The organism is Altererythrobacter sp. CAU 1778, assembly GCF_054482795.1.
In genome coordinates this window covers 161,795-186,996 of the sequence record NZ_JBTLRP010000002.1, presented here as the reverse complement: position 1 = coordinate 186,996, position 25,202 = coordinate 161,795, and the positions used below count along the sequence as shown (strand labels likewise).

The window sequence follows — 25,202 nt, the reverse complement described above, 5'->3', positions numbered from 1 at the left end:
CCATGGAACACGCTGACGTTCTCATCGTAGGCACGGGCCACGGCGGCGCGCAGGCGGCCATCGCGCTGCGACAAGCCGGGTTCGAAGGTTCGATCCTGATGGTCGGGCGCGATCGCTATCCGCCCTACGAACGCCCGCCGCTGTCGAAGGAATACCTCGCCCGCGACAAGCCGTTCGAGCGGATAATGATTCGGCCAGAGACCTTCTGGGCGGACAAGGGCGTGACGCTGCGGCTGGGCACGATGGTCACGGCCATCGACGCCGCCGCGCACGAGGCCACGCTGTCGGACGGCTCGCAAGTGTCCTATTCGAAGCTCATCTGGGCGGCTGGCGGCGATCCGCGACGGCTCAGCTGCGACGGGGCGGAATTCGACAACGTCTATTCAGTGCGCGACCGCGCCCATGTCGATGCGATCATGGCCGAACTCGATGCCGGCGCGAAACGCGCGGTGGTAATCGGCGGCGGTTACATAGGTCTCGAAGCGGCGGCCGTGCTTCGCAAGCTCGGATGCGAAGTCACGCTGGTGGAAGCCCTGCCGAGGGTATTGGCGCGCGTCGCGGGGGAGGACCTGTCGCAGTTCTATCAGGACGAGCATCGGCGACAGGGCGTGGATGTCCGGCTGGAAACCGGCGTCAGTAAGATCGAAGGTTCCGCCATGCGCGCGAACGTGGTGGTGCTCGACAACGGAGAAAGCCTGCCGTGCGACTTCGTCATCGTGGGCATCGGCATCGTGCCTTCCGTCGGGCCGCTGATCGCGGCGGGCGCATCGGGTGCCAACGGCGTGGACGTGGACGAGTTCTGCCGCACCGTGCTCGACGATATCTACGCGATCGGCGACTGCGCGGCGCACGCCAATCCCTTTGCCGACGGGGCGGTGATCCGGCTGGAATCCGTCCAGAATGCCCACGACATGGCCAACACCGCCGCGCGTGCCATTGCCGCCGAGAAGCAACCCTACCGCGCGCTGCCGTGGTTCTGGTCAAACCAGTACGACATAAAATTGCAGACCGCCGGGCTGTCCATCGATCACGACCAGACGGTATTGCGCGGCGACCCTGCCTCGCGCAGCTTTTCGGTCGTGTATCTGAAGGAAGGCCGGGTCATCGCACTCGACTGCGTCAATGCGATGAAGGACTACGTACAGGGCCGCAAGATGGTGGAAGCGAATGTCTTTCCCGATGTCGAGGCGCTTGCGGACGCCAGCACGCAGCTCAAGGAATTGATGTAAGCTCCCCCGCCGCCCACTGCGCTGCCTCGGCCACGGCAGGATCGTCATCGTCTTGCAGCGCGCGGACCTGATCCAGCAGCTTCGCCTCCCCGCTGTTGCCAGCTGCAATCAGGCAATTGCGCACGAAGCGATTGCGTCCGATCCGCTTGATTGGCGAACCTGAGAACAGAGCCCGGAACCCCGCATCGTCCAGCGCCAGAAAGTCCGCCAGCCGCGGCGCGACCAGTTCGGCGCGGGGGGCGAAGTTCTTGTGCCGCGCTGCGGCACTGGCGAACTTATTCCAGGGGCACACGGCAAGGCAATCGTCGCAGCCGTAGATGCGATTGCCGATCGCCTTGCGGAATTCGTGCGGGATGGGGCCGTGGTGTTCGATGGTGAGGTAGGAAATGCAGCGGCGCGCATCGAGCTGGTAGGGCTGCGGGAAGGCATCGGTCGGGCAAGCTGTCTGGCAGGCGTTGCAATTGCCGCAGCGGTCAGCGTGTTCTTTGTCCGGGGCGAAGGGAATCGTCGAGTAGATCGCACCCAGGAACAGCCAGCTGCCATGCGCCCGGCTGACGAGATTGGTGTGCTTGCCCTGCCAGCCAATCCCAGCCGCCTGCCCCAGCGGCTTTTCCATCACTGGCGCCGTGTCGACGAAGACCCTCAGCTCGCTTTGCGGCGCCTGCTCCACCAGCCAGCGCGCCAGCCGCTTCAGCGCCTTTTTGACCGTGTCGTGATAATCGCGCCCCTGCGCGTAGACGGAGATTCGCGCCCGCTCTCCTTCATCTGCCAGGGCGAGCGGGTCGTGTCCCGGCGCGTAACTCATGCCCAGCGCGATGACGCTTCGCGCGTCGGGCCACATGGACTGGGGCCCGCGCCGTATTTCTGCGCGGCTTTCCATCCATTCCATGCTGCCGTGATGCCCCGCCTCCAGCCAGCGTTCCAGCCGCGCGGTTCGCACCGGGTCGTCCGCTGCCGACGCGAAGCCGATGGAGACGAAGCCTTCGTCCCGCGCACGCGCGATCAGCTGCTGCCTGAGCCCATCGGTTTGCGCAGAATTAACCAACTTCGCTGTTGCTCCCGTTCATACCGCAGGGTTACTCGGGCGGTATGCATAGCGAGTTAGGCCAGCCGCCCCTGCCGGGCAATGCCGTGGGGGAGGAACGCCCGCTCGCCGTCGAGGCACGCGGTCTCGTCAAGACGTTCGAAGGCACGCTGGCGGTTGACGGGGTGGACCTGTCGATCCCGGAAGGCTCGATCTACGGGGTCCTCGGACCGAACGGCGCGGGCAAGACGACGACGCTTCGCATGGTGCTCGGCATTATCGAGCCGGACAGCGGCACCCGCCGCGTGCTCGGCCATGCCAATCCGCACAATATCGCGCGGCAGATCGGGTACCTTCCCGAAGAGCGCGGGCTTTATCCGGCGATGAAGACCTACGAAGCGATTGCCTTCATGGGCGCTTTGCGCGGCTTGCCGCTGGCCGAAGGGCGAGAACGCGGCAAGGAGTTGCTTGAACGCCAGGGGCTCGGCCATGCGATGGAACGGACCATTCGCCAGCTGTCGAAGGGCATGGCGCAGACCGTCCAGTTGCTCGGCACACTGGTCCACCGTCCGCGTCTGGTGGTGCTGGACGAGCCGTTCAGCGGTCTCGATGCGATCAACCAGGGCAAGCTGGAAGTGCTGATCCGTGATCTCGCGGCGGCGGGCACGACGGTGATCTTCTCCACCCATGTCATCAGCCATGCCGAACGTTTGTGCGAAGGGATCGCCATCATCGCAGGCGGCAAGGTCCCCTTCGCCGGTTCCGTCGATGTCGCACGCGACCGTATCCCGGCGCAGGTCCAGCTTGAAACGCGCGCCGGCGATGGCGTCTGGCGCAGCGCCCTGCCGGACAGCGCGAAGCACGGCGCGAAATCGGGCGGCGGCCATTTCTGGCAGTTCGATTTGCCGGACAGCGGCGTGGAACCGCTGTTGCGTGCGCTGGTCGAAGGTGATGCAGGCATCCTCTCGCTCTCGATCGAACGGGCCGGCCTGCATGATGCCTTCGTCGCCATCGCCGGCGAGGCGGCAGCGGCGGAAATGGGCCGCGGGAACGAAGGAGACGCGGCATGAGCGCAGAGCGTCTCTCGATGTTGCAGGCCGCGATGGTGGTCGCCCGGCGCGATTTCATCGCCATCCTGTTCAGCCGCAGCTTCCTGTTCTTCCTGCTCGGCCCGCTGTTTCCTGCCATCGTCTTCCTGATGTCGGGCGGACTGGGCGCGGTGGCCGCCGACAGCGCCAACGACACCCGTATCGCCCTGCAAATGCCGAGCGAGGACATCGCGAAGATCCGCGTCGCGCATGAAAAGATCGAAGCGGAACTTGGCGCGCGCCGGGTGCCGCATTTCTACATCTTCGATCCGGGCGAAGGCGCGGACCCGATCGATACCGACGCCATGCTGGCCGACCCCAGCGGCAAATACGGGGCCACGTTGACCGGCACGCTGGACGAACCGGTGCTGACCGGCACGAACGAGCGGCTGGACGCCTGGCGCGGTCTCGTCGCCATGCACCTCGCGCTGGCGCGCGGCGGCGGGGACGTTTCCTACCCCGCGCTGGAAACGCAGACCCGATCGTTCAGCGGAGCGTCCCAACGCGACAGCCGCAAGAGCACCGCGCAGCTATCGATGACGCTGCTGTTCCTGCTGATGATGCTGCTTGCCGGCATGGTTCTTTCCAACCTCGTCGAGGAGAAGGCCAACAAGATCATCGAAATCCTCGCTGCTGCCCTTCCGATGGACGCGGTCTTCCTAGGCAAGCTGTTCGCTATGCTCGCGGTTTCGCTGGTCGGCATCGCGGTGTGGTTCGCCGCCGTGGGGGTCTATATCGGCGTCTTCGGAGAGTTCGGCGGGGTCAGGCAGACCCTGATGGGCCTGCCGGAACCGGGCGTCGGCTGGCCGATGTTCTGCATCTTCTTCGTCGTCTATTTCAGCATGGGCTACCTGTTGATCGGGTCGATCTTCCTTGCCATCGGCGCGCTCGCCAGCACCGTGCGCGAGGTACAGACGCTGTCCATGCCCGTGACCATGCTGCAGCTTTTCATATTCTTCTTCGCCAGCTTCGCCCTGGTCGACGGAGCGCGATTGTTCGAGATGATCGCGATTCTCTTCCCGCTGAGCTCGCCCTTCGCGATGACGGCCCGCGCAGCGCAGGAAGCAAGCCTGTGGCCGCACGCGCTTGCCCTGCTCTACCAGACGCTCTGGGTCGCGCTGTTCATCCGTTGGGGGTCCGGCCTGTTCAAGCGCCGCGTCATGCACTCCGGCCCGCCGGGTGCGAAACGGCGGCGTTTCTGGCAACGCCGGGCCAAGGCACCCGAACCGGCGTAGTGTTCCGGTTGCAGGACGAAACCGGCTTTTGACATTGCTGTAAATAAGATACGCTCTCTCCCTGAATTCGCCGAAAAGAGCGAATCTGCGATTAGGAGAGAGACGACATGGCAAGCTTGGCCGACGCCCCGCAACAATGGCGCACTTCGCCTACCGCCGCCGAGGCGCTGGAGGAATTCTTCCGCGACAACCCCGATGCGCGGCCGGTCCATACGCAGAAATGGGACGTCTCCCGCAGCGATATCTACGTCGAGGATCGCTGGCAGCCGATCTTTGCCGAAATGCGCGAAACCGCGCCAATCAACAAGATCACCGGCTCCCCTTTCGGCGATTACTGGAACATCACCAGTCACAAGGCGATTCAGCACGTCGAGGCCCTGCCGGAGCTTTATTCATCGAGCTGGGAACATGGCGGCATCACGATCAGCGATCCCGACTGGGATGCGCTGGCCAACACGCCGGAAGAGGATCGCTTCCAGCTGCCCATGTTCATCGCCATGGACCGGCCCAAGCACACCGGTCAGCGGCGCACCGTCGCCCCCGCCTTCACTCCTGCCGAAATGAAGCGGCTGGAAGATGAAATCCGGATGCGGACCGGCGAACTGCTCGACACGCTGCCCGAAGGCGAAGTGTTCGACTGGGTCGACAAGGTCTCGATCGAACTTACCACCGGAATGCTCGCCATCCTGTTCGACTTCCCCTGGAATGACCGCAGGCTGCTGACGTTCTGGTCGGATTGGTCGGGCGACACCGAGCTGTCGCTCGCCCGCCCGCTCGACGAATTTCGCCGCAGCATCCTCTACGAGATGGGCGCCTACTTCCAGCAGCTGTGGGGCGAACGTGCGAACAAGGAACCGGGGCCGGACCTCATTTCCATGATGATCCATTCTCCGGCCATGAACCAGATGAGCCCGCAGGAATTCATGGGCAATCTGGTGCTGCTGATCGTCGGCGGAAACGACACTACGCGCAACACGATGAGCGGCATCATCCACGCGCTCGACAAGTTCCCCGACCAGCGCAAGCTGTTCGAAACGCAGCCGGAGCTGATCCCCAACGCGGTGCAGGAATGCATCCGTTACCAGACGCCGCTGGCGCATATGCGCCGCACGGCGAGCGAGGATGCGGATCTGTTCGGACACGAGATCAAGGCGGGCGACAAGCTGATCCTGTGGTATCTTTCCGCCAACCGCGACGCAGAAGTGTTCGACAATCCGGACAAGCTCGACATCACGCGCGAGAATGCGCGGCGTCACTTGGCCTTCGGTTACGGCATCCATCGCTGCGTCGGCGCAAGACTGGCCGAGTTGCAGCTGCGCATCCTGCTGGAGGAAATGCACAAGCGCCGGATGCGCGTCCACGTGGCGGGCGACGTCAAGCGGGTCCAGGCAAACTTCGTGCATGGCTTCCGCAAGCTCGAAGTCGAGGTGACACGCTTCTGACCGTTCTGCCGAGGTAAATGCGGGCCTTGCTACATGATCGGGCGAAGGAGATCGCAATCATGACCCAGTCCACGCCAAATCGCCGCAGCCTGCTCGGCTGGATGGCGGCCGGTGCATCGGCCGTGGTTCTGTCGGCCTGCGGGTCCGACAGGGCGGAGGCAAAGAGCTTTCGCGTTGCCCACAGCGAGGACGAATGGCGCAGGCGGCTGACCGCGCAGGAGTTCAAGGTGCTGCGCGAGGAATCGACCGAGCGGCCCTATTCCTCCGCACTGAACGACAACAAGCGCGCGGGCACCTATGTTTGCGCCGGGTGCGGCAATGCCCTTTATTCGAGCAAGACCAAGTTCGAAAGCGGCACCGGCTGGCCGAGCTTCTGGGCCCCGATCGACAATGGCGCCGTCGGCACCAGCCGCGACTTCAAGATCGGCTATCCGCGCACGGAAGTGCATTGTGCAGATTGCGGCGGACATCTGGGCCACATCTTCAACGATGGCCCGAAACCGACCGGAAAACGGCACTGCATCAACGGCGTGGCCATGGATTTTCGGCCCGCCTAACTTGTTGCCTCTCAGCCCTAGGGAATAGCCCCTAATCGCTTTTAGCCGGGTTTTAGGGAAAAGCCTTCATCTTCCATGCTATCAGGAGAAACGCTTTCTCCGGCTACGGAACGGCATGCCCAAAAGAAAGGGCGCTCGGCACAACCGGAGTGACCTAGCGGTCATTCGGTAAAGCCTTAGCGCCCCCTACCCCGCGACGGGGTATGCTGTTCCTTTAGCCGTCAATTCCTAATGAGGCATTAAGGACGCGACGCAGCAACACCCTAGCGACTGGAAATCTGACGGCATTGGCGTGGGCTGGTACGGGCGGCGGGACTCGAACCCGCACGAGCAAAGCTCAGGGGATTTTAAGTCCCCGGCGTCTACCATTCCGCCACGCCCGCATTTGAGTGAAGCCTAGCGGCGGTCCGCAGCCGCATCAATGCAGGCGATGGTGCCGGATGGCGCGCGTTCACCCATTCAGGCGTTCGCGCATTTCCTTGCCGGGCTTGAAGAAAGGCACGCGCTTTGCGGGCACTTCGACCGCGTCGCCCGTGCGCGGATTGCGGCCCTGCCGGGCGTCGCGTTCGCGCGTGGAGAAAGCGCCGAAACCACGCAGCTCGACCCGACCGCCTTCGGAAAGGCGCGTTGCGATTTCGTCGAAAAAGGTCTGGACCACTTGTTCGACCTCTTCGGCGGAGAGGTCCGGATTGTCAGTTGCCAAAGACTGCACAAGTTCAGATCTGATCATCAAGTCACTCCGCCTGGCCCGCGGGCCCCGTCCCGAAAACTCCGGAATCGATGACCGATCAGCCATCCACCGGAACGCTCAAACCCTTGATTCCATGTAGTGGCAGAAACTGGCAGGCGAGACAATCGTCATGGCTTGATAAATATTAATATCAGCGCAGCTCTGTTGCCTTCAACCCAGCTCGAAAAGATTGGCTGCATCGATTCCCAGACGCTCCATCTTGCGCTGGATTTCGGGCCACTCGGTTTTCAGGAACCGCTCGCGCTCCTTTTCGCGCAGGGCCTCTTTCGCGCCGCGCACGACATACATGCCGACACCGCGCTGCACTTCGACAAGCCCATCGGTCTGGAACTGCTGGTATGCCTTAGCGACGGTCAGCGGATTGGCGCCCTGCTCCGCCGCATAGGCGCGCACAGACGGGAGCATGGCCCCTTCTTCATACTCGCCTTCGATGATGGCGGCCGCGATCTGGTCGCGCAACTTCAGGTAGACGGGTTTGTTGTCTTGTTTCATTGTCATTCCCGCGCGGACGCCGACCCGGCGCCAGGTGCATCACTGACATAATACAGCGCGTCAGGCAAGGATTGGTTCCCGCCGGCAACGGCGCGCGCCACGTGACAAGTTGCGTGTGAAACTATGGCTTCACATGGGCAAATCAGGCGTTAGGGTGCGCGCTTTGCGCTTTATGCGTCAACAATACATGCGCTCGGGGAGCACTAAATGAAGGATATGGGACTTTGGAACGAGGGTGACTGGGTCGCGGCAATCGCGCTGGTCATTCTTACCGCGTTTCTGGCCGTAGGCGGGATGATCGCCGCGAGCCGTAAGGAAGAGGCATTCGGACATCCGAAGGGCCTCTACATGCTGTTCTTCGCCGAAATGTGGGAGCGGTTCTCCTTTTACGGGATGCGCGCTCTGCTGATCCTGTATCTTACTCAGCACTGGCTGTTCAGCGACGGCGAATCCAACGTAATCTACGGCGCTTACGGTTCGATGGTCTACATCATGCCGGTGCTCGGCGGCTGGCTGGCCGACCGCTACCTCGGACAGCGCAAAGCCGTTCTTTTTGGCGGTGTTCTGCTGACATTGGGCCATATTGCCATGGCGGTGGAAGGCGATGGCGGTCAGACCGACCCGGCCATCAATGTCTTTTGGCTGGCGCTGGCATTGATCATCGTCGGCTCCGGTTTTCTGAAAGCCAACATCTCCGTGATGGTCGGGCAACTATATCGTCTCACCGACACGCGCCGCGATGCGGCCTACACCATCTTCTACATGGGAATTAACGTCGGTGCCGCAGCCGGCACGATCCTCGCCGGTTATCTGGGCCAGACGGTCGGCTGGTCCTACGGCTTCGGTGCCGCAGGTATCGGCATGTTTGCCGGCCTCGTGGTCTTCGTGCTCGGCAAGAATGTGCTTCGCGGTGCTGGCGAGCCGCCCGAACTGCTGGCCAAGGGCAAGGAAATGCTCATCTACGCTACCGGCGTTGGTGCGGTTGCAGTGATGTGGCTTCTGATCCAGTATCGCGACGTGATCCAGTCGCTGCTGATCGTTTCGGGCGTCAGCTTGCTCGGCTACGTACTCTACCAAGCCTTCAAGCTGCCGAAGGAACCGCGCGAGCGGATCTTCGCCATCCTGTTCCTGATAGCTCTAAACCCGCTGTTCTGGGGTCTTTTCGAACAGGCAGGCGGCAGTCTCAACCTCTACACTACGCGCTTCGTCGAGATCGGCGATGTGCCGTCCTCGCTGTTCCAAGCGATCAACCCGATCTACATCATCATCTTCGCGCCGGTCTTCGCCGCGTTGTGGCAGTGGCTCGGCAATCGCAACCTTGAACCGTCGGCCCCAGCCAAGTTCGCGCTGGCGCTGTTCCAAGTGGGCGCGGGCTTCCTCGTGTTCGCGTGGGGCGCGACAAGCGTCGGCATGGAAGTAATGACGCCGGTATTGTTCGTCTTCCTGATCTACCTCCTGCACACGACGGGCGAACTTTGCCTGTCGCCCGTGGGACTGAGCGCGATGAACCGGCTAGCGCCGAGCTTCATGGCCAGCCTGATCATGGGCGCCTGGTTCTACATGACGGCGGTAGGTAACTTTGTCGGCGGCAAGATCGGTGAAGCAACCGGTGGCGAAAGCGGCGAAATGTCGAAGGAGCTTACGCTCTCGATCTACCAGCAGATCGGCTGGGTCGCGATTGCGGTCGGCGCCGTCGTGCTGCTTCTCTCGCCCATCGTGAAGAAGTGGATGCACCTCGACACTCTGACCGACGACAATGTCGGCGACGACCTGCTCGGTCAGGGAGAAGGGCCGGGCGAACCGCAGGCGGCCGGGGTCCACCCCGCGACGCGCGCCGACTGACACCAATGAATATCGAAGGGCGCGGCGCAATCCGCGCCCTTTTCCTTTTGCAACAGGAAAACCAATGATCCGGATGACGACGATCGCGCTGGCCGGCCTCGCGCTGAGTGCCTGCGCCACCACCAGTGACGGCAAGAACACGGCCACCACCGGCACCGCCATGACGGCCGATGAGCGCGCGCCCTATGCCTCCACCTATCGCCCCTACCCCGGTCGACCGACAGCGGTGATCGGCGCGACGATCTACGACGGCGCGGGCGGCCGGATCGACAACGGCACGGTGCTGTTCCGCGACGGCAAGATCGTTCAGGTGGGCGATTCCACGCTCTCGACGGAAGGGTACGACCGGATCGACGGCGGCGGGATGTTCGTGACGCCCGGCGTTATCGACATCCACTCGCACCTCGGCGATTATCCGAGTCCCTCGGTCGACGCGCATTCCGACGGCAATGAAGCGACCAGCCCGACCACTCCCGATGTCTGGGCGGAACATTCCGTCTGGCCGCAGGACCCCGGCTTCAGCCGAGCGCTGGCCAATGGCGGGGTCACCAGCCTGCAGATCCTGCCGGGCTCGGCCAACCTCGTCGGCGGACGCTCTGTTACGCTGAAGAACGTGCCCAGCCGGACAGTGCAGGGCATGAAGTTCCCCGGCGCGCCCTATGGCATGAAGATGGCCTGCGGCGAGAACCCCAAGCGCGTTTACGGCAGCCGCGGGCAGAAGCCTTCCACCCGCATGGGCAATTTCGCGGTCAATCGCCAGAACTGGCTCGACGCGCGCGAATGGGCGGCGGGCGACCGCAAGGATCGCGACCTCGCCAAGGAAACGATGGCAGGCGTGCTCGACGGGGAAATCCTGGTCCACAACCATTGCTACCGCGCCGACGAGATGGCGCTGGTGCTCGATATGGCGCGGGAAATGGGCTACAAGGTCTCGACCTTCCACCACGCGGTAGAAAGCTACAAGATCGGCGACCTGCTGCGCGATGCGGAGGTCTGCTCCGCCGTGTGGGCGGACTGGTACGGCTTCAAGATGGAAGCCTACGACGCGATCCCGGAAAATGCGGCGCTGATCCACAATTCCGGCGCCTGCGTGGTCATTCACTCGGACGATGAAAACGGCATCCAGCGGCTCAACCAGGAAGCCGCCAAGGCGCAGGCAGACGGCCGCCGCATGGGCATCGACATTCCCGACGCCGAAGTGGTCGAATGGTTCACTCTCAATGCCGCGCGCGCCATGGGCATCGCCGACATGACGGGCAGCCTGGAAGCAGGAAAGATGGCCGATGTCGTGCTGTGGAACGGCGATCCGCTGTCGATCTATTCGCGCCCGCAAATGGTCTGGGTCGATGGTGCCCTGATGTACGACGCTAACGACCGCAGCCGCCGCCCGGTCAGCGATTTCGAGCTAGGCCAGCCCGGCGAAGGAGACGTGAAATGACGCGCCCCGCACGCACCCTTGCAATCACTCTTGCCGCAGCCGCCGGCGCCATCGCCGCGCCGCTTGCCGCGCAGGACATCGCCATCACCAATGCCACCGTCGTTACCGGCGACGGCAGCGACCCGGTTGAAGGCGGCACGGTCGTCGTTCGGGGTGGCCGCGTGGTCGCCGCCGGGGCGGGCGTCTCCGTTCCTGCCGGAATGCAGGCGGTCGACGGCACCGGCCTGTGGGTCACGCCCGGCCTGTTCGCATCCAACACGTTCCTGGGCATCTACGATGTGGAAGCGGTGGAAGACAGCAACGACGTATCCGCCGGGGGATCGCCCTTCGGCGCGGCGCTCGACGTATCGCCGATCGTCAATCCGGCCTCGCAGGACATTCTCTACAGCCGCGCAGGCGGCGTAACCCGTGCGGGCGTGATGCCGCAGGCGGGATCGACGATCTTTGCCGGTCAGGGCGCGATCATCGATCTGGGGTCCGACCGGGACGCAGTGATGCGCCCGCGGGCCTTCCAGTTCGTCGAGCTGGGCGAACGTGGCGCGCGGCTCGCAGGCGGCAGCCGGACCAGCGCCCACGCGCTGCTCCGCAATGCCTTGTCCGAAGCCCGCCGCTATGGCGATGACCCCGCACTCACCGGCACCAGCCGGACGCGCGATGTCCGCACGGGCGACGATCTTCCCATCGACCCCCGCCTGACCGGTCGCGCGGAACGCGACAGCGACGTGTTGCTCACCCGCTTCGATGCTGCCGCACTGGTGCCCGTGGTGAACGGAAGCCAGAAGCTCTACGTCACCGCGCACCGCGCATCGGACATCACCGCCGTGCTGGCGCTGAAGGACGAATTTCCGCGCCTCGACATCGTGCTGGTCGGAGTGACCGAGGGCTGGATGGTGGCCGACGCGATTGCCGCCGCGGGCGTTCCCGTCATCACCGCCGCGCTCAATGACCTGCCGGCCAGCTTCGAACGGCTCGGCGCAACGCAGAGCAATGTTGGTCGGATGGTCGATGCGGGCGTGACCGTGGCGATCGGGATGTACGAATCGAGCGGCGATCATCCACGCAATCTGCCGCAGCAGGCCGGAAACATGGTCGCGCTGAACAAGATGCCGGGCGCGAGCGGGCTGACCTGGGGCGAGGCGTTCGCTGCCATATCCTCCGTGCCAGCGCGCATCGCAGGCATGAATGCGGGCACGCTGAGCGCCGGGTCACTCGGCGACGTCGTGGTGTGGGACGGCGATCCGCTGGAAGTCTCGAGCGCGCCGGTGCGTGTCTTCATCGATGGCGTCGAACAACCCATGCGCGATCACCAGACGCAATTGCGGACGCGCTATCGCGATCTCGATGAAAGCCAGATGCCGAAGGCCTACGTACGATGAGGAGCGCTCTCGCACTGGCAGCAGCGCTGTTCGCGACGCCTGCCGCCGCGCAGGACGCTGCGCCCGACCGTTCGCAGGACGCGGCGTGGCACAACGGGCAGCAGGCGGCACTCGCCGCGCTCTCGCCCGCTGACGGCTGGCAATTCATCGAGGGTGGCCTGCGGTGGCGGCGCATACAGGGTGACGGCGTTGGACCGAAGCCGTCGGTGGCCGATACGGTGACGGTGCATTACGCCGGAAAGTTGACCGACGGGACGCAGTTCGACAGCTCCTACGACCGGGGCGAGCCTGCGACCTTCCCGCTCGGCCGGCTGGTCGAGGCCTGGCAGCTTGCCATCCCGCAAATGACGGTCGGCGACAAGATCGAACTCGCCGCACCGGCGGACCTTGCTTACGGGCCGCAGGGAAAGGGTCCGATCCCCGGCAACGCGACGCTGTTCTTCACCGTCGAATTGCTGGACATCGCAGACTAGACTAGGTTTCAGTTGAAAACTGACTTGCGCGGGTGGTCGCGCGTGATAGTCTGTGCCCGACGCGAACCGCTACGGGAGGCTCCGCATGATAGACAGTTTCGCTCCTTTGGTGGCGGCATGCGTTGCCTTTGTCGGCACGCATTTTGCCCTGTCGCATCCCTTCCGTGCACCGCTGGTCAGGCTGCTTGGCAATAATGGCTTCCTGCTCGTCTATTCGCTCGTAGCCTTCGGCACGCTTGGCTGGATGGCGGTCGAGTTTCGACGACTCTCCGCGCCCGATCTGGGCGGAACGGGCGATATCGGCTGGGCGGTATCCAGCGTTCTGACGCTGGTCGCGCTGGTCCTGTTCCTGGGATCCTTGCGCGGCAATCCTGCCCTCCCCGCGCCAGATGCGCAGATCGCTGCCACGAAGGAACCGCGCGGCGTCTTTCGCGTGACGCGGCATCCGATGATGTGGGGCTTCTCCCTTTGGGCGCTGGCCCATGTCGTGATGTGGTGGAGCTGGCGGACCAATATCGTCGCGCTGACGATCCTCGTCCTCGCGCTGGTCGGCGCTCATTTGCAGGACCGCAAGAAGGCGGTGCTCATAGGCGAGGCCTGGCGCGGATGGGAAGCGAAGACGAGCTACTGGCCGCGCTGGGGCGCGCTGTTTTCGGCGGGCTGGGTGCTGTGGTTGGTCGCGACTGTAGCGTGGCTCGCGATTACCTACGGCCATATCCACGCAGCGGGCGCACCCGCCGGACTGTGGCGCTGGCTCTGACTATTCGCCCCTGAATTGCGGCGCTCGCTTTTCAAGTAGCGCTGCGACACCCTCCATGTGATCCTGCGTCGAATGCATGAGCGCCTGGGCGTTCGCGGCCATTTCCAGCGCCGCATCGTAACTGGTCGAGCGCCCCTGCCGCATGAGGTTTTTCGCCTGACGCAGGGCGTGCGGCGGCATGGCCGCGACTTTCGCGGCGAGCGCATTCGCTTCGGCCATCAGCGCATCGGCAGCAATCACGCGGCTGATCAATCCCCACTCGAGCGCCGTCGCTGCGTCGATCACGTCGCCGGTGTAGAACAGTTCCGCCGCGCGCGCTTCGCCGATGATGCGCGGCAGAATCCACGTTCCACCGTCGCCGGGAATGATGCCGAGCTTGAGGAAAGTGACACCGAACTTCGCCTTGTCGCTCGCGATTCGCATATCGGCGAGACAGGCGAGATCGCAGCCCAGCCCGATCGCCGGTCCGTTGACCGCCGCAATCAGCGGCACGCGTAGACCGTAAAGCGCGCGCAGCACCTTGTGGATGTTGTTGCGGTAACCATCGGCAATCTCGGGCGCGCTGCCGCCGAAGGCTCCTGTCCTGTCGCGCATCGCCTTGACGTCGCCGCCAGCGCTGAACGCCCGCCCCGCCCCGGTCAGGATCACGCAACGCACTTCCATGTCGGCGTTGATCGCATCGCAGGCCGCCGCGAACTCGTCCCCGTCCCCGGTCACGCCGAGCGGGTTCATGCTGTCCGGCCGGTTGAGCGTAAGGGTGGTGACGTGATCGGCCGACTGAACGGTAAGAAGCGGCATGGTCGGCTCCAAGGGGCTGCGGGCTAAGCCCTCGCCTCCTCGACGCCTGCGCTGTTGTGCCGCAGGGCCTTGAGCACCGTCTCGACGATCTGCGGGGCGTTGAGCCCTGCCTCGTCATACTGCTTGGCGGGGTCGTCCTGATCCTGGAACACATCGGGCAGGCGCAGGGTGCGGACCTTCAGCCCCGCGTCGGTCAGGCCTTCGTCGCTGGCGAAAGTCAGCACGTGGGCACCGAGACCGCCGATGGCGCCTTCTTCCACCGTCACCACGACCTCGTGCGTCCGCATGAGCTTCTCGATCATCGCGGTGTCGAGCGGCTTGGCGAAGCGCATGTCTGCGACGGTGGTGGAAAGCCCCTTGGCTTCCAGCTGGTCGGCAGCCTTCTTCGCTTCTTCCAGCCGCGCGCCGAGCGAAAGGATCGCCACCTTCGTGCCTTCGCGCACGATGCGTCCCTTGCCGATTTCAAGCTTCTCGAGTTTCTCGGGAATGCCCACGCCCGTCCCGGCACCGCGCGGGTAGCGGAAGGCGATGGGGCCATCGTCGTACTCGACCGCGGTGTAGGTCATGTGCGCCAGCTCCGCCTCGTCGGCGGCGGCCATGACGACCATGTTGGGCAGGGTCGCGAGATAGGTAATGTCGAAACTGCCCGCGTGGGTGCAGCCGTCGGCCCCGACCAAACCGGCGCGGTCTATGGCAAAGCGCACCGGCAGGTTCTGAATGGCCACGTCATGGACCACTTGGTCGTAGGCCCGCTGAAGGAACGTCGAATAGATCGCGGCAAAGGGGCGCATACCCTGCGCGGCAAGCCCGGCAGCGAAGGTCACGCCGTGCTGTTCCGCAATGCCCACGTCGAAGCTCTTGTCGGGGTGCGCCTTCGCGAATTTGTCGACACCCGTGCCGCTCGGCATGGCAGCAGTGATGGCGCAGATGCGCGGATCGTCATTCGCCAGCTTGGCCAGCGTCTCGCCGAACACGTTCTGATAGGCGGGCGGGCCGCCGGCGGACTTCTTCTGTTCGCCGGTCACGACATCGAACTTCGCGACGCCGTGATACTTGTCCGCGCTGTTTTCCGCCGGGGCGTATCCCTTGCCCTTCTTGGTGACGACGTGGATCAGAACCGGCCCCTGTTCGCTGTCGCGCACATTTTCGAGCACCGGGATGAGGTGTTCCAGATTGTGGCCGTCGATCGGACCGACGTAATAGAAGCCCAGTTCCTCGAACAGCGTACCGCCGGTCACCATGCCGCGCGCAAATTCCTCCGCCTTCTCCAGCCCGGAGAACACGCGGCGCGAAAGCTTGCGGGAGATACGCTTCGCGAGGCTGCGCAGGCCGAGATACTCGCTCGAAGAAACCATGCGCGCGAGATAGGCCGACAGGCCACCCACCGGCGGCGCGATCGACATATCGTTGTCGTTGAGGATCACCACCAGGCGATTGCCCGCCTGTTCGGCGTTGTTCATCGCTTCGTAGGCCATGCCGGCGCTCATCGCGCCGTCACCGATCACCGCGATGCCGCGCCCCGGCTTGTCCTGCATCTTGTTCGCCATGGCAAAGCCGAGCGCTGCCGAAATCGACGTCGAACTGTGTGCCGCGCCGAACGGATCGTATTCGCTCTCCGCCCGCTTGGTGAAGCCGCTGAGACCACCGCCCTGTCGCAGAGTGCGGATGCGGTCGCGCCGCCCGGTGAGGATCTTGTGCGGATAGCACTGGTGGCCGACGTCCCAGATGAGCTTGTCGTCGGGCGTGTTGAACACGTAATGGATCGCCACCGTCAGTTCGACGACGCCGAGGCCAGAACCGAGGTGCCCGCCCGACGTGCTGACCGCCGAGATCATTTCCGCGCGAAGCTCGTCCGCCAGCTGGCGCAGCTGGTCAGGCTTCAGCGCGCGCAAATCAGCGGGATAGTCGACTGTGTCGAGCAGCGGCGTATCGGGGCGATCACTCATGGAATCAGGCTTTACACCGCGAAATCTGTGCTGTCGATGAACGCTTCATCGACGGAAAAGCACGGTCTGGCGCTGCTGTCTAGCTGGCGCAATCCTGACACAGGCCCCGTAGCTCGACCACCGGTCGTACGTCGGCAAAGCCCGCCTCGCTGCCCACTTCACGCAACGCGCCGGTCAGGCGGTCGTCGTCGAGGTGCCGAGCCTTGCCGCAGTCGTCGCAGATCAGGAAAATGCAGTCGTGGCGACAGCCGGGGTGGCTGTTGACCAGATAGGCGTTGGCGCTTTCGATCTTGTTGGCGAGATTGGTCCGCACGAACAGGTCGAGGATGCGATAGACGCTGTTCGCAGCGACTCGCTTGCCCCGCGCTGCCGACACTTCGTCGGCGATGTCGTAGGCGCTGGTCGGGCGGTCGTGTTTGGCGAGCACTCTGAACACCGTATCGCGCAGGCCCGTCCACTGCTCACCCGAATGCGTCAGCGATTCGCGCGCGGCGTCGATCAGGTCGGCGCCCGAATGCTCGGAATGGTCGTGGCGGTGATGTGCTGTCTGGCTGGCCATGCCGGGTCATATAGGCGCGCACCGCCCATGCGGCAATCAGCCGGGCTGGAAGCGCGAGGAATACCAGGACGGATACAGCTTGGAGAGCGCCTGCACCTTGGGCTTGTCCCAGCGCTGGATGTAACCGTGGCTGGGGTTCTTCTTCATGAAGTCCTGATGGTAGGTTTCCGCCGGATAGAACGCCTGTGCCCGCTCGATCTTCGCCACGATCGGACGCTTCCAAACCCCAGAGGACTTCATTTGCGAGAGGTAGGACGCAGCCACGCGGCGTTGCTCGGCGCTCGTCGGGATGATGGCGGTGCGATACTGCGCGCCGGTATCGGGGCCCTGCCGGTTCAATTGCGTCGGATCGGCGCCGACGGAGAAAAATATCCGCAGCAATTCGTCGTAACGGATGACCCTGGGGTCGTAGGTGATCTTCACCGCTTCGGCATGACCGGTCACGCCGCTCGAGACGAGCTTGTAGTTCGCCTGCCGCTCCGTACCGCCGTGGTAGCCCGATACGGCACTCTTGACGCCTTTCACGTGACTGAAAACGCCTTCAATGCCCCAGAAACACCCTCCGGCAAAAATCGCGGTCTTCAGCCCGTCTTCGCGGGCGATGATCTTCGCAGCAGGCGCGGCGACGGCCTGTTCGGCAGCGGTGGCCGGCTGGCTGCAAGCGGCGGCAAGCAATGTCAGGGGAAGCAGCGCACCCGCGAGCGCACCGCCGAAACGGCGCCTCAGGCCACCTGCGGGACGATGTGATAGGCCATGACCAGCGCCGTCACGCCGAAGCCCGTCAGGAACGACATCGTGAATTCGCGGCTGAATATCTGCATGGCACGTCTTTCTTATATCTATCATCTTCTGTGCCCTTTCTATCGAACCGGACTTACGAGATCGTGAACTCTCCGGTTGCTTCGCGTTCATCATGATCTCTAGCGCGGAACCGCCGGTAAGCATTCACGTTTTTCGGAAATGAAAGCCCCCATCGCCGTTCTGGCAACTCTACTGTCCGTATCCTGCACAACGGCTGAAGCGCCGGTTGAGGCAGGCGGCGAGGTCGTTTCGGACGAAACTGTCGATTCGCCCCGCGATGACGGCACCTACCTGGCGAGGATCGATCCGCTCGGCGGAAACTGGAGAGTGATGAGCATCGGTGATTTGCAGGCCGGCGCCTACGAATCGTGGGTCAACTTTGCCGAGGGCGGCTTCCTCAACCACGGCGGGCGCTGCGGCGGCGGTGCGCCGGCGTTCTACCAAATCGATGGTGAGAAAATCGTCTTCTCGCGCTTCGAGACTCCACAATATGGGAAGTGCGAAGAGCCGAATGGCGTCGCGTTCGACCGGGCGCTGACCGCTCTGATCGACCGGGCGACCATCTGGCAAAAGCCGAACGCGGAAACGCTCGTCCTGACAGCCGCAGACGGGACACGCGCAGTGTTGACCAAGCCGCCTGTGCTTCGGCCTGACATAAATGGTCGCTGGCAGATGGTCAGCATCGGTGGCGAACCCTTTCCGGCCACCATGACAATCGGCAACGACTGGATGTTGGCCCACGCGGATTGCAACTCGATTTCCTTCGACTTCGCGGTGCCGGAGCCCGGCAAGATCGTCGTAAAGGACTGGATCCAGACCGCGATGGGCTGCGGAAAGGAGCGCGAGGCGCGCGATACGAAACTGGCCCGTTCGGTGAGCGCTGCGACATCATACAGCATCGACGATGAGCAGCGGCTCGTTTTCGGCGGGCCGCAATCGATTATTCTTCGCCGCCCCGCCCCGGCAGGTACGAGCCTTGCCGGAGACTACGAGCATTGTGGCAACACGACGCTGGGAGCGTATCACGCGGGCCCTGTCACCATGCGCATCGCCAGCGATACGATGACTGATAACGCGGGCTGCACGTCGCGATACATTGCCGATGGACCGGAGCTTTCCCTGGCGCTTGGCGACGAAGCGGCCTGCAAGCAGACCGCCCCACCCTATCGCCCGCGCGAACCAATCGAAATCGGCGGGGAGTATTCACCCTTGGCGCTCGCGACGCCCGACGGCTGGGGCTTTACCGAGGACGGCGTCCTGAAACTGCGGACCTCGCGCGGACTGCTGAACCTGTGTCGCAAAGGCGCGCCGCGACCTTTCGGCAGCGGCTGATCCGGAGCCCTAGTGGCGGAAGTGGCGCATTCCGGTGAAGACCATGGCGAGGCCATGTTCGTCTGCAGCCGCGATTACTTCCTCGTCGCGGATCGAACCGCCCGGCTGGATAACTGCCGTCGCGCCAGCTTCCGCCGCGGCGAGCAGACCGTCGGCGAAGGGGAAGAATGCGTCCGAAGCCACCGCGCTGCCGACTGTGCGCGGCGCGTCCCAGCCGTAAGTTTCCGCCGCTTCGCGCGCCTTGATCGCGGCAATGCGCGCGCTGTCGCGTCGGTTCATCTGCCCCGCGCCTATGCCCGCGGTCGCGCCGTCCTTGGCGTAAACGATGGCGTTGGATTTGACGTGCCGCGCGACTGTCCATGCGAACAGGCAGTCCTTCAGTTCCTGCTCGGTCGGTTCGCGCTTCGTGACGATCTTGAGGTCGTCTGCGGTCACCGCGCCATTGTCGCGGTCCTGAACCAGGATGCCGCCAGCGATGATCGCAAGCGTCTGACCCGGCCGACGCGGATCCGGCAGGCCATCGGTCAGCAGCAGGCGCAGGTTCTTCTTCTTCGCGAAAGCGGCGCGCGCCGCCGCATCAGCGCCCGGTGCGACCACGACTTCGGTGAAGATTTCGCAGATCGCTTCCGCCGTCGGCCCGTCGAGCGGGCGATTGACCGCCACGATCCCGCCAAAGGCCGACACGCTGTCGCATTCCAGCGCGTCCTGCCACGCTTTCAACAAAGTGCCACCCTGCGCGACACCGCAGGGGTTGGCGTGCTTGACGATCACCACCGCGGGATCCTGCCCGGCAAACTCCGCACACAGTTCCAGCGCGGCGTTCGCGTCGTTGTAATTGTTGTAGCTGAGCTCCTTGCCCTGCACCTGTTCCGCCTGCGGCAGTCCGGTCGTGTGCGGACCGCCGGGCAGATAGAGCGCCGCGTCCTGGTGCGGGTTCTCGCCGTAGCGGAGCGTACCGGACAGCACGCGCGTCATGCTCACGCGCTCGGGGAATTTCTGACCCTGGTCGGCATAGGCGAACCACTGCCCGATCATGCTGTCGTAGGCGGCGGTCGCAGCGAAGGCCTTGGCAGCCATGCGGCGGCGGAACTCGAGACTGGTCGCACAGCCGCTCGCCAGCTCTTCGGTCAGCGTCGCGTAGTCGGCGGGGTCGGTCACGATGGTGACGTAGTGGTGGTTCTTCGCGGCGGAGCGCACCATGCTCGGTCCGCCGATGTCGATGTTCTCGATTACCTCGTCGCGGTCCGCCCCGCGCGCGACGGTCGCTTCAAACGGGTAGAGATTGACGACCACGAGGTCGATCGCGCCGATGGCGTGTTCTTCCATCGCGGCGGCATGTTCGGCATTGTCGCGCACCGCCAGCAGGCCGCCGTGAACCATCGGGTGCAGCGTCTTGACCCGCCCGTCCATCATCTCCGGAAAGCCGGTGAGGTCGGACACGTCGCGCACTTCCAGCCCGGCATCGCGCAGCGCCTTGGCCGTGCCGCCGGTCGACACCAGCTCCACACCGAGGTCGGCCAGCGTCTGCCCCAGCTCCACCAAGCCGGTCTTGTCGGACACCGAGAGCAGCGCCCGTTTGATCGTCACATCCGCCATCGCGGTATCATCCCATTTTCTTGAAGAGCCACGCGAAGCTGCCGCCGCTGCGCGGGGCCATGCCGTGGACTACCAATTGCTGGATCGGGTGCGGACGGCCGTTGCCATCCGCCCAGAGGCTTTCCTCGATCGACAGTTCCCCGCCGAAATCCTTTGCCGCCACGCGGAACATCCAGAAGCTGCCATCTGGCAGAGCAAGGCCCGCGCCCTGCTTGTCATCGGTCAGGCGCAGTTCGATGCCGCGCGCGATGTGGAAACGGATCGCGAAGCCGATCTTGCCCCGCCGCCCACGCTTGCCCGAAGGTGTGAGCAGATCCTCGCCGCGCAGTTCCGTGCCGTCGTCCCGCATGATCAGGATGCGGCGGTGGACCAGATTGTGCCGGCTGGCGTAGCCATCGTGGCTCGCTTCGAGCCGGGTCGCCTTGCCGCCGTTCTTGCCATCGAGTTCCAGCGTGCGACGGTCGATCTCGACCTCGCCGACGCCCTTGCCGAGCTTGCCCTTGATGAGGACGGAGGTCGAATTGGCATCATCCAGCACCAGCGTCGAATGCGCCGCGCTGGCGCGCAGCCCCTGCTCGATTCGCGCCGGTATCTGCCCGCCCGCCAGACCGGCCCCACCGCAATTCACGACGATGCGCTGTCCCTTGTGCGACATCTCGAACGCCAGCGTGGAGGCACAGCCATTGCGGGTATGGCGCGCCAGCGGCGGCGGCGCGGCATCGAATTGCAGGACGCTGCCCCCGCCCGACACGCGCTGGTAACCCCACTGCCGCACATCCTTGAGCGGGCGGGTGCGCACCGCGCTCGCTTCGATCAGTCTGGCGACCTTGTCTGCCGAGACACCGCCCCCGCCCTGCCAGCTGCCGAGCGAGCCGTCGCTATGCGTCAGCGCCAGCAGCGGCGGCACGAGGAAGCCCAGCATCGCGGTGATCGCGGCGGGCGGGTCGCGGTCCATCGCGCGGTAGCAGGCAGCAAGTTCGGTCAGCAGCGCGATGGCTTCCATCTGGCCGAGCGGGCTGCGCGACAGCAGGCCGCCGTCGTCACCGACAAGATCGCCCAGGGCCCGCAGCAGGCCCGCCTCGCCGAACAGGCGACGCGGCTTGCCATCGGGCAGCAGCAGTCCGGCGGCGATGATCGCGCACCAGCCAGCAACTTCGTCAAGCCGGTCATCTGCCTTGCCGACATTGCGATCGAGCCAGCGCGCGGTCGTACTGACGCTTTTGAGAGTGCGCGTCAGCAGGCGCTTGTCCTTTCCGGACAAGAGCAGCGGAGCGTAAATCAGCCAATTGAGCAGGCGGTGGCCGGTGTGCCCGACCTGCCAGGCCACACCCTTGCCCGCCGCTTCGTTGGCGTCGAGCCATGCGGTGAGGATACGGGCAGCGGTCGGCGCGCCCTGTTCGCGCGGGCCGCTGGCGGCAAGATCGCGCAACCACCCGAAACCGTGCACCGCGCGCTCCACCGGCGGCGTCAGGTGCGCGATCGGGGTGAAATCCATCTGCGCGATAGGCGTCTTCACGCCGTTGATGAGGAAGTGACCGGACCGCAGCGCCATGCCGCGGCTGCGCTCACCCGGCAGACGGCTTTCCACCGTGGCCAGCAGACGCAAGGTTGCAGGCTTGCCGAAGGGCGAAGCGAGGCTCGATCCCGGCACGCCCATGCGATAGGCGAAACGCAGCAGCCGCTCCCCCGGCGAAATCGCCGGCGGGCTGAAATCGCTAAGCACCAGCGCACGGCCCGGCTCGATGATTTCGCCCGGAAGATGTGCAGCGGGTGCGGGTTTCGGCTCGTCGCGGGCGGTCTTCACCAGCGGCTCGTCCTGGTCACCCAGCGGGAGCGCCAGAACCGCATCGGCATCGTCGGAGGAGGCGTGAGCCGCGCGTGAATCGATCCTGCCATCCAGCGCAGCCTCGCCCATCATCCGGCCCCTTTCAAGAGCGCGATGTTGCGCGCGTAATGATCCGGTCCGCCCTTGAAGCTGGCCGAACCTGCAACCAGCACGTCGGCCCCGGCCTCTATGCAGAGCGGCGCCGTTTCGGCATCGACGCCGCCATCAACCTCAAGCCGGATGTCGCGGCCAGAAGCGTCGATTTTCTCGCGAATGCGGCGAACCTTGTCGAGCTGGCTGGGAATGAACTTCTGCCCGCCGAAGCCCGGATTGACGCTCATCACCAGAACCAGGTCGATCATGTCGATCAGGTAATCGAGCGTGTCTATCGGGGTGGAAGGATTGAACACCACGCCCGCCTGCTTGCCCAGCCCCTTGATCGCCTGCACGGTGCGGTGAACGTGCGGTCCGGCTTCGGGGTGGACGGTGATGACGTCCGCACCAGCATCGGCGAAGGCTTCCAGATAGGCGTCAACCGGCGAAATCATGAGGTGCACGTCGAACGGCTTGTCGCTGTGCGGTCGCAGGGCCTTCACCACCGCAGGACCGATCGTGATGTTGGGAACGTAATGGCCGTCCATCACGTCGATATGGATCCAGTCCGCCCCCGCCGCGTCGATCGCGCGCACTTCCTCGCCCAATTTCGCGAAATCGGCGGACAGAATCGAGGGCGAGATCAGAGGAATGGTCATATGTGTCGTGAGGTGGAGTAGGCACCACATATGGGGGCGACAAGCGGGCGGGCGGCTGTTTTCCACACGCCACCGCCCCCATGCCCCATTGCGGTGCAATTCGCGCCGTTTTAGCGCATCAAAATGAATGTCCCTGCGCAACTGGACGGCCTCGAACGCGAGTTGCGACTGCAACGGGTCGAATCGCTGCAGCCGTTCGGCTTTGCCGTCGTGCCGCCGGGACTCAACGAACTGCGTGGTGACGAACTGGTCCTCAGCACCTTGTCCGGGCTCACCTTCGGCTACCGCAAGGGCGACGGCGTAAGGATGGCAGCCTCTGGAGCTCTGCCACCCGACGATCGCGACGTGGAGCTTTGGTTGCACGGGTCAATCCGGAACGCGGTCGCAGCGATCCATGGCCTCATTCCCATCCACGCATCGGCCATTGCGACGCCCGGTGGCGTGATCGCCATCGCCGGGCCGAGCGGCAGCGGCAAGTCGACCACCGCAATGATGCTGGCTGGTAAGGAGGCTGAGTGGTTCGCGGACGATACACTCCTTCTCGATCCTCACACGCGCATGTGCCTGCCCGGTCGGCGTCAATGGAAACTGGATACGGACGCAATGGCGATGGTCGGCGCGCGCGCGAACGGACCCCCGCTGGCAATCGACGACAAGTTTCGCGGGATGCCGCCCGGCGGCGGGGTTCAGCCGGCTATGCGCCTTGCGGAGATCGTCTTGCTCGAAAAGGGGGGCGCAACCGCCTTGCATCCCGTCTCCGCCGGGCAGGCGGCAGCGGGATTGCTGGCGGATAGCGATCGCTGGCACCTTTATGCGCGCGCGCTAGAAAGTGACGCGGCCGGCGTGCTCGGCTTTTTCGCCCGGCTTTGCGCAAATGTCGGCTGTCATCGTCTAATTCGCGGCCCTCGTGGAAACGCGGCTGCGATACGCAACGCCGTCAGACCGCTTCTGGAAGGACACCTCCCCGCATGATCCGCACTCCGCGAAAACCCGACGGCCAGTTTGTCGACACCGAGATGGGTGGGGAGACGATCGTGCTTCATCTGCAAAGCGGTGAGTTCTTTTCTCTAACCGACACCGCAGCCGCGTGCTGGCGCCTGATCGATGGGACACACAGCGAAGCGGCGATCTGCGCGCAGTTGGGCGATACCCACGCTGCCGACACCACATCGATTGCTGGAGACATCCGCATATTCCTCGATCAGCTGGAAGAGGCCGGCCTGATTGCCTTCGACTAAACTCTGGACGCGTCGTTTGCTGACCGGGCGCGCAATGCTCGCACTGGTCGGCAACGGCCTTCGCGTGCGGCTGCTGCCCTTCGCCCGCTGGCGTTCGCGCTACAGGAACTTGGACGACGAAATGTCGCCGCCCGCGCTTTCGGACGCTCAGGCCGTGACGGCGCACGACCTTGCCAGGATCGTCGAGCGGGCGTCCCTGCGGCTTCCTTATTCGCCCAAATGTCTGGCGCAGGCACTCGCGCTGGGGCGCTTGCTGGAACGGGAGCGCATTGCCCATCGCATCGTCATCGCCGCGCGGCCGGGCGGATCGCGTCGGCCCGACAAGCTGCATGCCTGGCTCGAAGCAGGCAGCAACACGCTTATTGGCGACCTGCCCGGTCCGTGGATCGTCGTCACCCGCCTCGTGCCGCTGTCGTAAGGGAATTTGCCTATAGGCGGGCGTGCCTCTATAGCGAAATCTTCGCACTTCGACGGCACAGATGGGGCCATGACCGAAAATCAGACCGAACAGCCGAAACCCTGGATCAAGCCGGAACTCAAGCGGATCGGCAAGATGAAGGACGTGGCAGGCGCAAACGCCTCGGGCGTGCAGGGAAGTATTCTGCGGCGACCCAACGGCGCGTCCTGATTCTTTCGTCCGCAACGGGC

25 protein-coding genes and 1 tRNA gene are annotated in these 25,202 nt (G+C 64.4%); 15 read left to right on the top strand and 11 right to left on the bottom strand.

The genetic code is table 11. The features are described from left to right. Positions 1–2: 2 nt before the first annotated feature. Complete coding sequence (locus ACXYN8_RS08950; RefSeq protein ID WP_458889085.1) at positions 3–1,229, top strand: NAD(P)/FAD-dependent oxidoreductase; 1,227 nt, start codon at positions 3–5, stop codon at positions 1,227–1,229. Here ACXYN8_RS08950 and queG read toward each other — a convergent pair. After that, entirely contained in the window at positions 1,213–2,274 is a 1,062-nt protein-coding gene (gene queG / locus ACXYN8_RS08945) for a tRNA epoxyqueuosine(34) reductase QueG (RefSeq protein ID WP_458889084.1), read from the bottom strand. The two genes, ACXYN8_RS08950 and queG, sit on opposite strands and share 17 nt — an antisense overlap. A gap of 44 nt (positions 2,275–2,318) precedes the next feature. Here queG and ACXYN8_RS08940 point away from each other — a divergent pair, with 44 nt between their 5' ends. From ACXYN8_RS08940 to msrB, 4 genes are all read left to right on the top strand, one after another. Beyond that, complete coding sequence (locus ACXYN8_RS08940) at positions 2,319–3,323, top strand: ABC transporter ATP-binding protein (protein ID WP_458889083.1); 1,005 nt, start codon at positions 2,319–2,321, stop codon at positions 3,321–3,323. Beyond that, on the top strand, positions 3,320–4,576 hold the full coding sequence (locus ACXYN8_RS08935; protein ID WP_458889082.1) for an ABC transporter permease: 1,257 nt from the start codon (positions 3,320–3,322) through the stop codon (positions 4,574–4,576). The genes ACXYN8_RS08940 and ACXYN8_RS08935 overlap by 4 nt, the downstream gene beginning before the upstream one ends. Positions 4,577–4,683: 107 nt before the next feature. Beyond that, entirely contained in the window at positions 4,684–6,018 is a 1,335-nt protein-coding gene (locus tag ACXYN8_RS08930; RefSeq protein ID WP_458889081.1) for a cytochrome P450, read from the top strand. 59 nt (positions 6,019–6,077) lie between these two features. Then, positions 6,078–6,575, top strand: coding sequence for a peptide-methionine (R)-S-oxide reductase MsrB (gene msrB / locus ACXYN8_RS08925; RefSeq protein WP_458889080.1), 498 nt, complete (start codon positions 6,078–6,080; stop codon positions 6,573–6,575). A gap of 298 nt (positions 6,576–6,873) precedes the next feature. On the opposite strand, the gene ACXYN8_RS08920 is transcribed toward msrB, so the two are convergent. From ACXYN8_RS08920 to ACXYN8_RS08910, 3 genes are all read right to left on the bottom strand, one after another. Continuing rightward, positions 6,874–6,958 (bottom strand) — tRNA-Leu (locus tag ACXYN8_RS08920). A 68-nt stretch (positions 6,959–7,026) separates the two neighbouring features. Then, on the bottom strand, positions 7,027–7,305 hold the full coding sequence (locus tag ACXYN8_RS08915) for an integration host factor subunit beta (RefSeq protein WP_458889079.1): 279 nt from the start codon (positions 7,303–7,305) through the stop codon (positions 7,027–7,029). Between the two features lie 171 nt (positions 7,306–7,476). Beyond that, on the bottom strand, positions 7,477–7,818 hold the full coding sequence (locus tag ACXYN8_RS08910) for a GntR family transcriptional regulator (RefSeq protein ID WP_458889078.1): 342 nt from the start codon (positions 7,816–7,818) through the stop codon (positions 7,477–7,479). Positions 7,819–8,025: 207 nt separating this feature from the next. On the opposite strand from ACXYN8_RS08910, the gene ACXYN8_RS08905 reads away from it, so the two are divergent. From ACXYN8_RS08905 to ACXYN8_RS08885, 5 genes are all read left to right on the top strand, one after another. After that, entirely contained in the window at positions 8,026–9,660 is a 1,635-nt protein-coding gene (locus tag ACXYN8_RS08905; RefSeq protein WP_458889077.1) for a peptide MFS transporter, read from the top strand. Between the two features lie 64 nt (positions 9,661–9,724). After that, positions 9,725–11,098, top strand: a complete 1,374-nt coding sequence (locus tag ACXYN8_RS08900) for an amidohydrolase (protein WP_458889076.1) — start codon at positions 9,725–9,727, stop codon at positions 11,096–11,098. Then, on the top strand, positions 11,095–12,474 hold the full coding sequence (locus ACXYN8_RS08895) for an amidohydrolase family protein (protein ID WP_458889075.1): 1,380 nt from the start codon (positions 11,095–11,097) through the stop codon (positions 12,472–12,474). The genes ACXYN8_RS08900 and ACXYN8_RS08895 overlap by 4 nt, the downstream gene beginning before the upstream one ends. After that, on the top strand, positions 12,471–12,947 hold the full coding sequence (locus ACXYN8_RS08890) for an FKBP-type peptidyl-prolyl cis-trans isomerase (RefSeq protein ID WP_458889074.1): 477 nt from the start codon (positions 12,471–12,473) through the stop codon (positions 12,945–12,947). Before ACXYN8_RS08895 ends, ACXYN8_RS08890 begins: the two co-directional genes overlap by 4 nt. 85 nt (positions 12,948–13,032) lie before the next feature. Beyond that, positions 13,033–13,707 (top strand): NnrU family protein, encoded by a 675-nt coding sequence (locus ACXYN8_RS08885; protein ID WP_458889073.1) that lies wholly within the window; start codon positions 13,033–13,035, stop codon positions 13,705–13,707. Here ACXYN8_RS08885 and ACXYN8_RS08880 read toward each other — a convergent pair whose 3' ends face one another. The 4 genes from ACXYN8_RS08880 to msrA all read right to left on the bottom strand — a co-directional run bounded on the left by ACXYN8_RS08880 (position 13,708) and on the right by msrA (position 17,685). Beyond that, positions 13,708–14,505: a crotonase/enoyl-CoA hydratase family protein gene (locus ACXYN8_RS08880; protein ID WP_458889072.1), complete on the bottom strand. Its 798-nt coding sequence runs from the start codon at positions 14,503–14,505 to the stop codon at positions 13,708–13,710. Between the two features lie 23 nt (positions 14,506–14,528). After that, positions 14,529–16,451, bottom strand: coding sequence for a 1-deoxy-D-xylulose-5-phosphate synthase (gene dxs / locus ACXYN8_RS08875; protein ID WP_458889071.1), 1,923 nt, complete (start codon positions 16,449–16,451; stop codon positions 14,529–14,531). A gap of 79 nt (positions 16,452–16,530) precedes the next feature. Then, positions 16,531–17,010 (bottom strand): Fur family transcriptional regulator, encoded by a 480-nt coding sequence (locus ACXYN8_RS08870; RefSeq protein ID WP_458889070.1) that lies wholly within the window; start codon positions 17,008–17,010, stop codon positions 16,531–16,533. Positions 17,011–17,046: 36 nt separating this feature from the next. Next, entirely contained in the window at positions 17,047–17,685 is a 639-nt protein-coding gene (gene msrA / locus ACXYN8_RS08865; protein ID WP_458889069.1) for a peptide-methionine (S)-S-oxide reductase MsrA, read from the bottom strand. A gap of 285 nt (positions 17,686–17,970) precedes the next feature. On the opposite strand from msrA, the gene ACXYN8_RS08860 reads away from it, so the two are divergent. Then, complete coding sequence (locus ACXYN8_RS08860) at positions 17,971–19,143, top strand: META domain-containing protein (RefSeq protein ID WP_458889068.1); 1,173 nt, start codon at positions 17,971–17,973, stop codon at positions 19,141–19,143. Positions 19,144–19,152: 9 nt separating this feature from the next. On the opposite strand, the gene purH is transcribed toward ACXYN8_RS08860, so the two are convergent. From purH to rpe, 3 genes are read right to left on the bottom strand one after another with little or no spacing between them, the layout of a single operon-like run. Next, complete coding sequence (purH, locus tag ACXYN8_RS08855; protein ID WP_458889067.1) at positions 19,153–20,739, bottom strand: bifunctional phosphoribosylaminoimidazolecarboxamide formyltransferase/IMP cyclohydrolase; 1,587 nt, start codon at positions 20,737–20,739, stop codon at positions 19,153–19,155. Between the two features lie 7 nt (positions 20,740–20,746). After that, positions 20,747–22,657, bottom strand: coding sequence for a heparinase II/III family protein (locus ACXYN8_RS08850; protein WP_458889066.1), 1,911 nt, complete (start codon positions 22,655–22,657; stop codon positions 20,747–20,749). Continuing rightward, positions 22,654–23,316 (bottom strand): ribulose-phosphate 3-epimerase, encoded by a 663-nt coding sequence (gene rpe, locus ACXYN8_RS08845; RefSeq protein WP_458889064.1) that lies wholly within the window; start codon positions 23,314–23,316, stop codon positions 22,654–22,656. The genes ACXYN8_RS08850 and rpe overlap by 4 nt, the downstream gene beginning before the upstream one ends. 123 nt (positions 23,317–23,439) lie before the next feature. Between rpe and ACXYN8_RS08840 the strand changes: the two genes are divergently transcribed. The 4 genes from ACXYN8_RS08840 (at position 23,440) to ACXYN8_RS08825 (ending at position 25,182) form a co-directional block, all read left to right on the top strand. Next, entirely contained in the window at positions 23,440–24,288 is an 849-nt protein-coding gene (locus tag ACXYN8_RS08840) for a phosphoenolpyruvate carboxykinase (ATP) (protein WP_458889063.1), read from the top strand. Beyond that, positions 24,285–24,554 carry a PqqD family protein gene (locus ACXYN8_RS08835; RefSeq protein WP_458889062.1) on the top strand — a complete coding sequence of 90 codons (270 nt, stop codon included), beginning with the start codon at positions 24,285–24,287 and terminating at the stop codon, positions 24,552–24,554. The genes ACXYN8_RS08840 and ACXYN8_RS08835 overlap by 4 nt, the downstream gene beginning before the upstream one ends. Continuing rightward, a complete protein-coding gene (locus tag ACXYN8_RS08830) occupies positions 24,541–24,972 on the top strand; it encodes a lasso peptide biosynthesis B2 protein (RefSeq protein ID WP_458889060.1) in 432 nt (143 codons plus the stop codon). The genes ACXYN8_RS08835 and ACXYN8_RS08830 overlap by 14 nt, the downstream gene beginning before the upstream one ends. Positions 24,973–25,041: 69 nt before the next feature. Further along, the gene (locus ACXYN8_RS08825) at positions 25,042–25,182 is read left to right on the top strand and encodes a hypothetical protein (protein ID WP_458889059.1); all 141 of its coding nucleotides are present in this window, start codon (positions 25,042–25,044) and stop codon (positions 25,180–25,182) included. Positions 25,183–25,202: the final 20 nt, after the last annotated feature.

What these genes read in the sequence shown, in the direction of transcription:
- ACXYN8_RS08825 (WP_458889059.1), top strand. Translation starts at nt 25,042, where the DNA reads ATGACCGAAAATCAGACCGAACAGCCGAAACCCTGGATCAAGCCGGAA.
- rpe (WP_458889064.1), bottom strand. Translation starts at nt 23,316, where the DNA reads ATGACCATTCCTCTGATCTCGCCCTCGATTCTGTCCGCCGATTTCGCG.
- ACXYN8_RS08890 (WP_458889074.1), top strand. Translation starts at nt 12,471, where the DNA reads ATGAGGAGCGCTCTCGCACTGGCAGCAGCGCTGTTCGCGACGCCTGCC.
- ACXYN8_RS08860 (WP_458889068.1), top strand. Translation starts at nt 17,971, where the DNA reads ATGAAAGCCCCCATCGCCGTTCTGGCAACTCTACTGTCCGTATCCTGC.
- ACXYN8_RS08895 (WP_458889075.1), top strand. Translation starts at nt 11,095, where the DNA reads ATGACGCGCCCCGCACGCACCCTTGCAATCACTCTTGCCGCAGCCGCC.
- msrB (WP_458889080.1), top strand. Translation starts at nt 6,078, where the DNA reads ATGACCCAGTCCACGCCAAATCGCCGCAGCCTGCTCGGCTGGATGGCG.
- ACXYN8_RS08880 (WP_458889072.1), bottom strand. Translation starts at nt 14,505, where the DNA reads ATGCCGCTTCTTACCGTTCAGTCGGCCGATCACGTCACCACCCTTACG.
- ACXYN8_RS08935 (WP_458889082.1), top strand. Translation starts at nt 3,320, where the DNA reads ATGAGCGCAGAGCGTCTCTCGATGTTGCAGGCCGCGATGGTGGTCGCC.
- ACXYN8_RS08885 (WP_458889073.1), top strand. Translation starts at nt 13,033, where the DNA reads ATGATAGACAGTTTCGCTCCTTTGGTGGCGGCATGCGTTGCCTTTGTC.
- ACXYN8_RS08930 (WP_458889081.1), top strand. Translation starts at nt 4,684, where the DNA reads ATGGCAAGCTTGGCCGACGCCCCGCAACAATGGCGCACTTCGCCTACC.
- ACXYN8_RS08835 (WP_458889062.1), top strand. Translation starts at nt 24,285, where the DNA reads ATGATCCGCACTCCGCGAAAACCCGACGGCCAGTTTGTCGACACCGAG.
- ACXYN8_RS08940 (WP_458889083.1), top strand. Translation starts at nt 2,319, where the DNA reads ATGCATAGCGAGTTAGGCCAGCCGCCCCTGCCGGGCAATGCCGTGGGG.
- ACXYN8_RS08850 (WP_458889066.1), bottom strand. Translation starts at nt 22,657, where the DNA reads ATGATGGGCGAGGCTGCGCTGGATGGCAGGATCGATTCACGCGCGGCT.
- ACXYN8_RS08870 (WP_458889070.1), bottom strand. Translation starts at nt 17,010, where the DNA reads ATGGCCAGCCAGACAGCACATCACCGCCACGACCATTCCGAGCATTCG.
- ACXYN8_RS08840 (WP_458889063.1), top strand. Translation starts at nt 23,440, where the DNA reads ATGAATGTCCCTGCGCAACTGGACGGCCTCGAACGCGAGTTGCGACTG.
- ACXYN8_RS08950 (WP_458889085.1), top strand. Translation starts at nt 3, where the DNA reads ATGGAACACGCTGACGTTCTCATCGTAGGCACGGGCCACGGCGGCGCG.
- ACXYN8_RS08905 (WP_458889077.1), top strand. Translation starts at nt 8,026, where the DNA reads ATGAAGGATATGGGACTTTGGAACGAGGGTGACTGGGTCGCGGCAATC.
- ACXYN8_RS08900 (WP_458889076.1), top strand. Translation starts at nt 9,725, where the DNA reads ATGATCCGGATGACGACGATCGCGCTGGCCGGCCTCGCGCTGAGTGCC.
- purH (WP_458889067.1), bottom strand. Translation starts at nt 20,739, where the DNA reads ATGGCGGATGTGACGATCAAACGGGCGCTGCTCTCGGTGTCCGACAAG.
- ACXYN8_RS08915 (WP_458889079.1), bottom strand. Translation starts at nt 7,305, where the DNA reads ATGATCAGATCTGAACTTGTGCAGTCTTTGGCAACTGACAATCCGGAC.
- ACXYN8_RS08910 (WP_458889078.1), bottom strand. Translation starts at nt 7,818, where the DNA reads ATGAAACAAGACAACAAACCCGTCTACCTGAAGTTGCGCGACCAGATC.
- dxs (WP_458889071.1), bottom strand. Translation starts at nt 16,451, where the DNA reads ATGAGTGATCGCCCCGATACGCCGCTGCTCGACACAGTCGACTATCCC.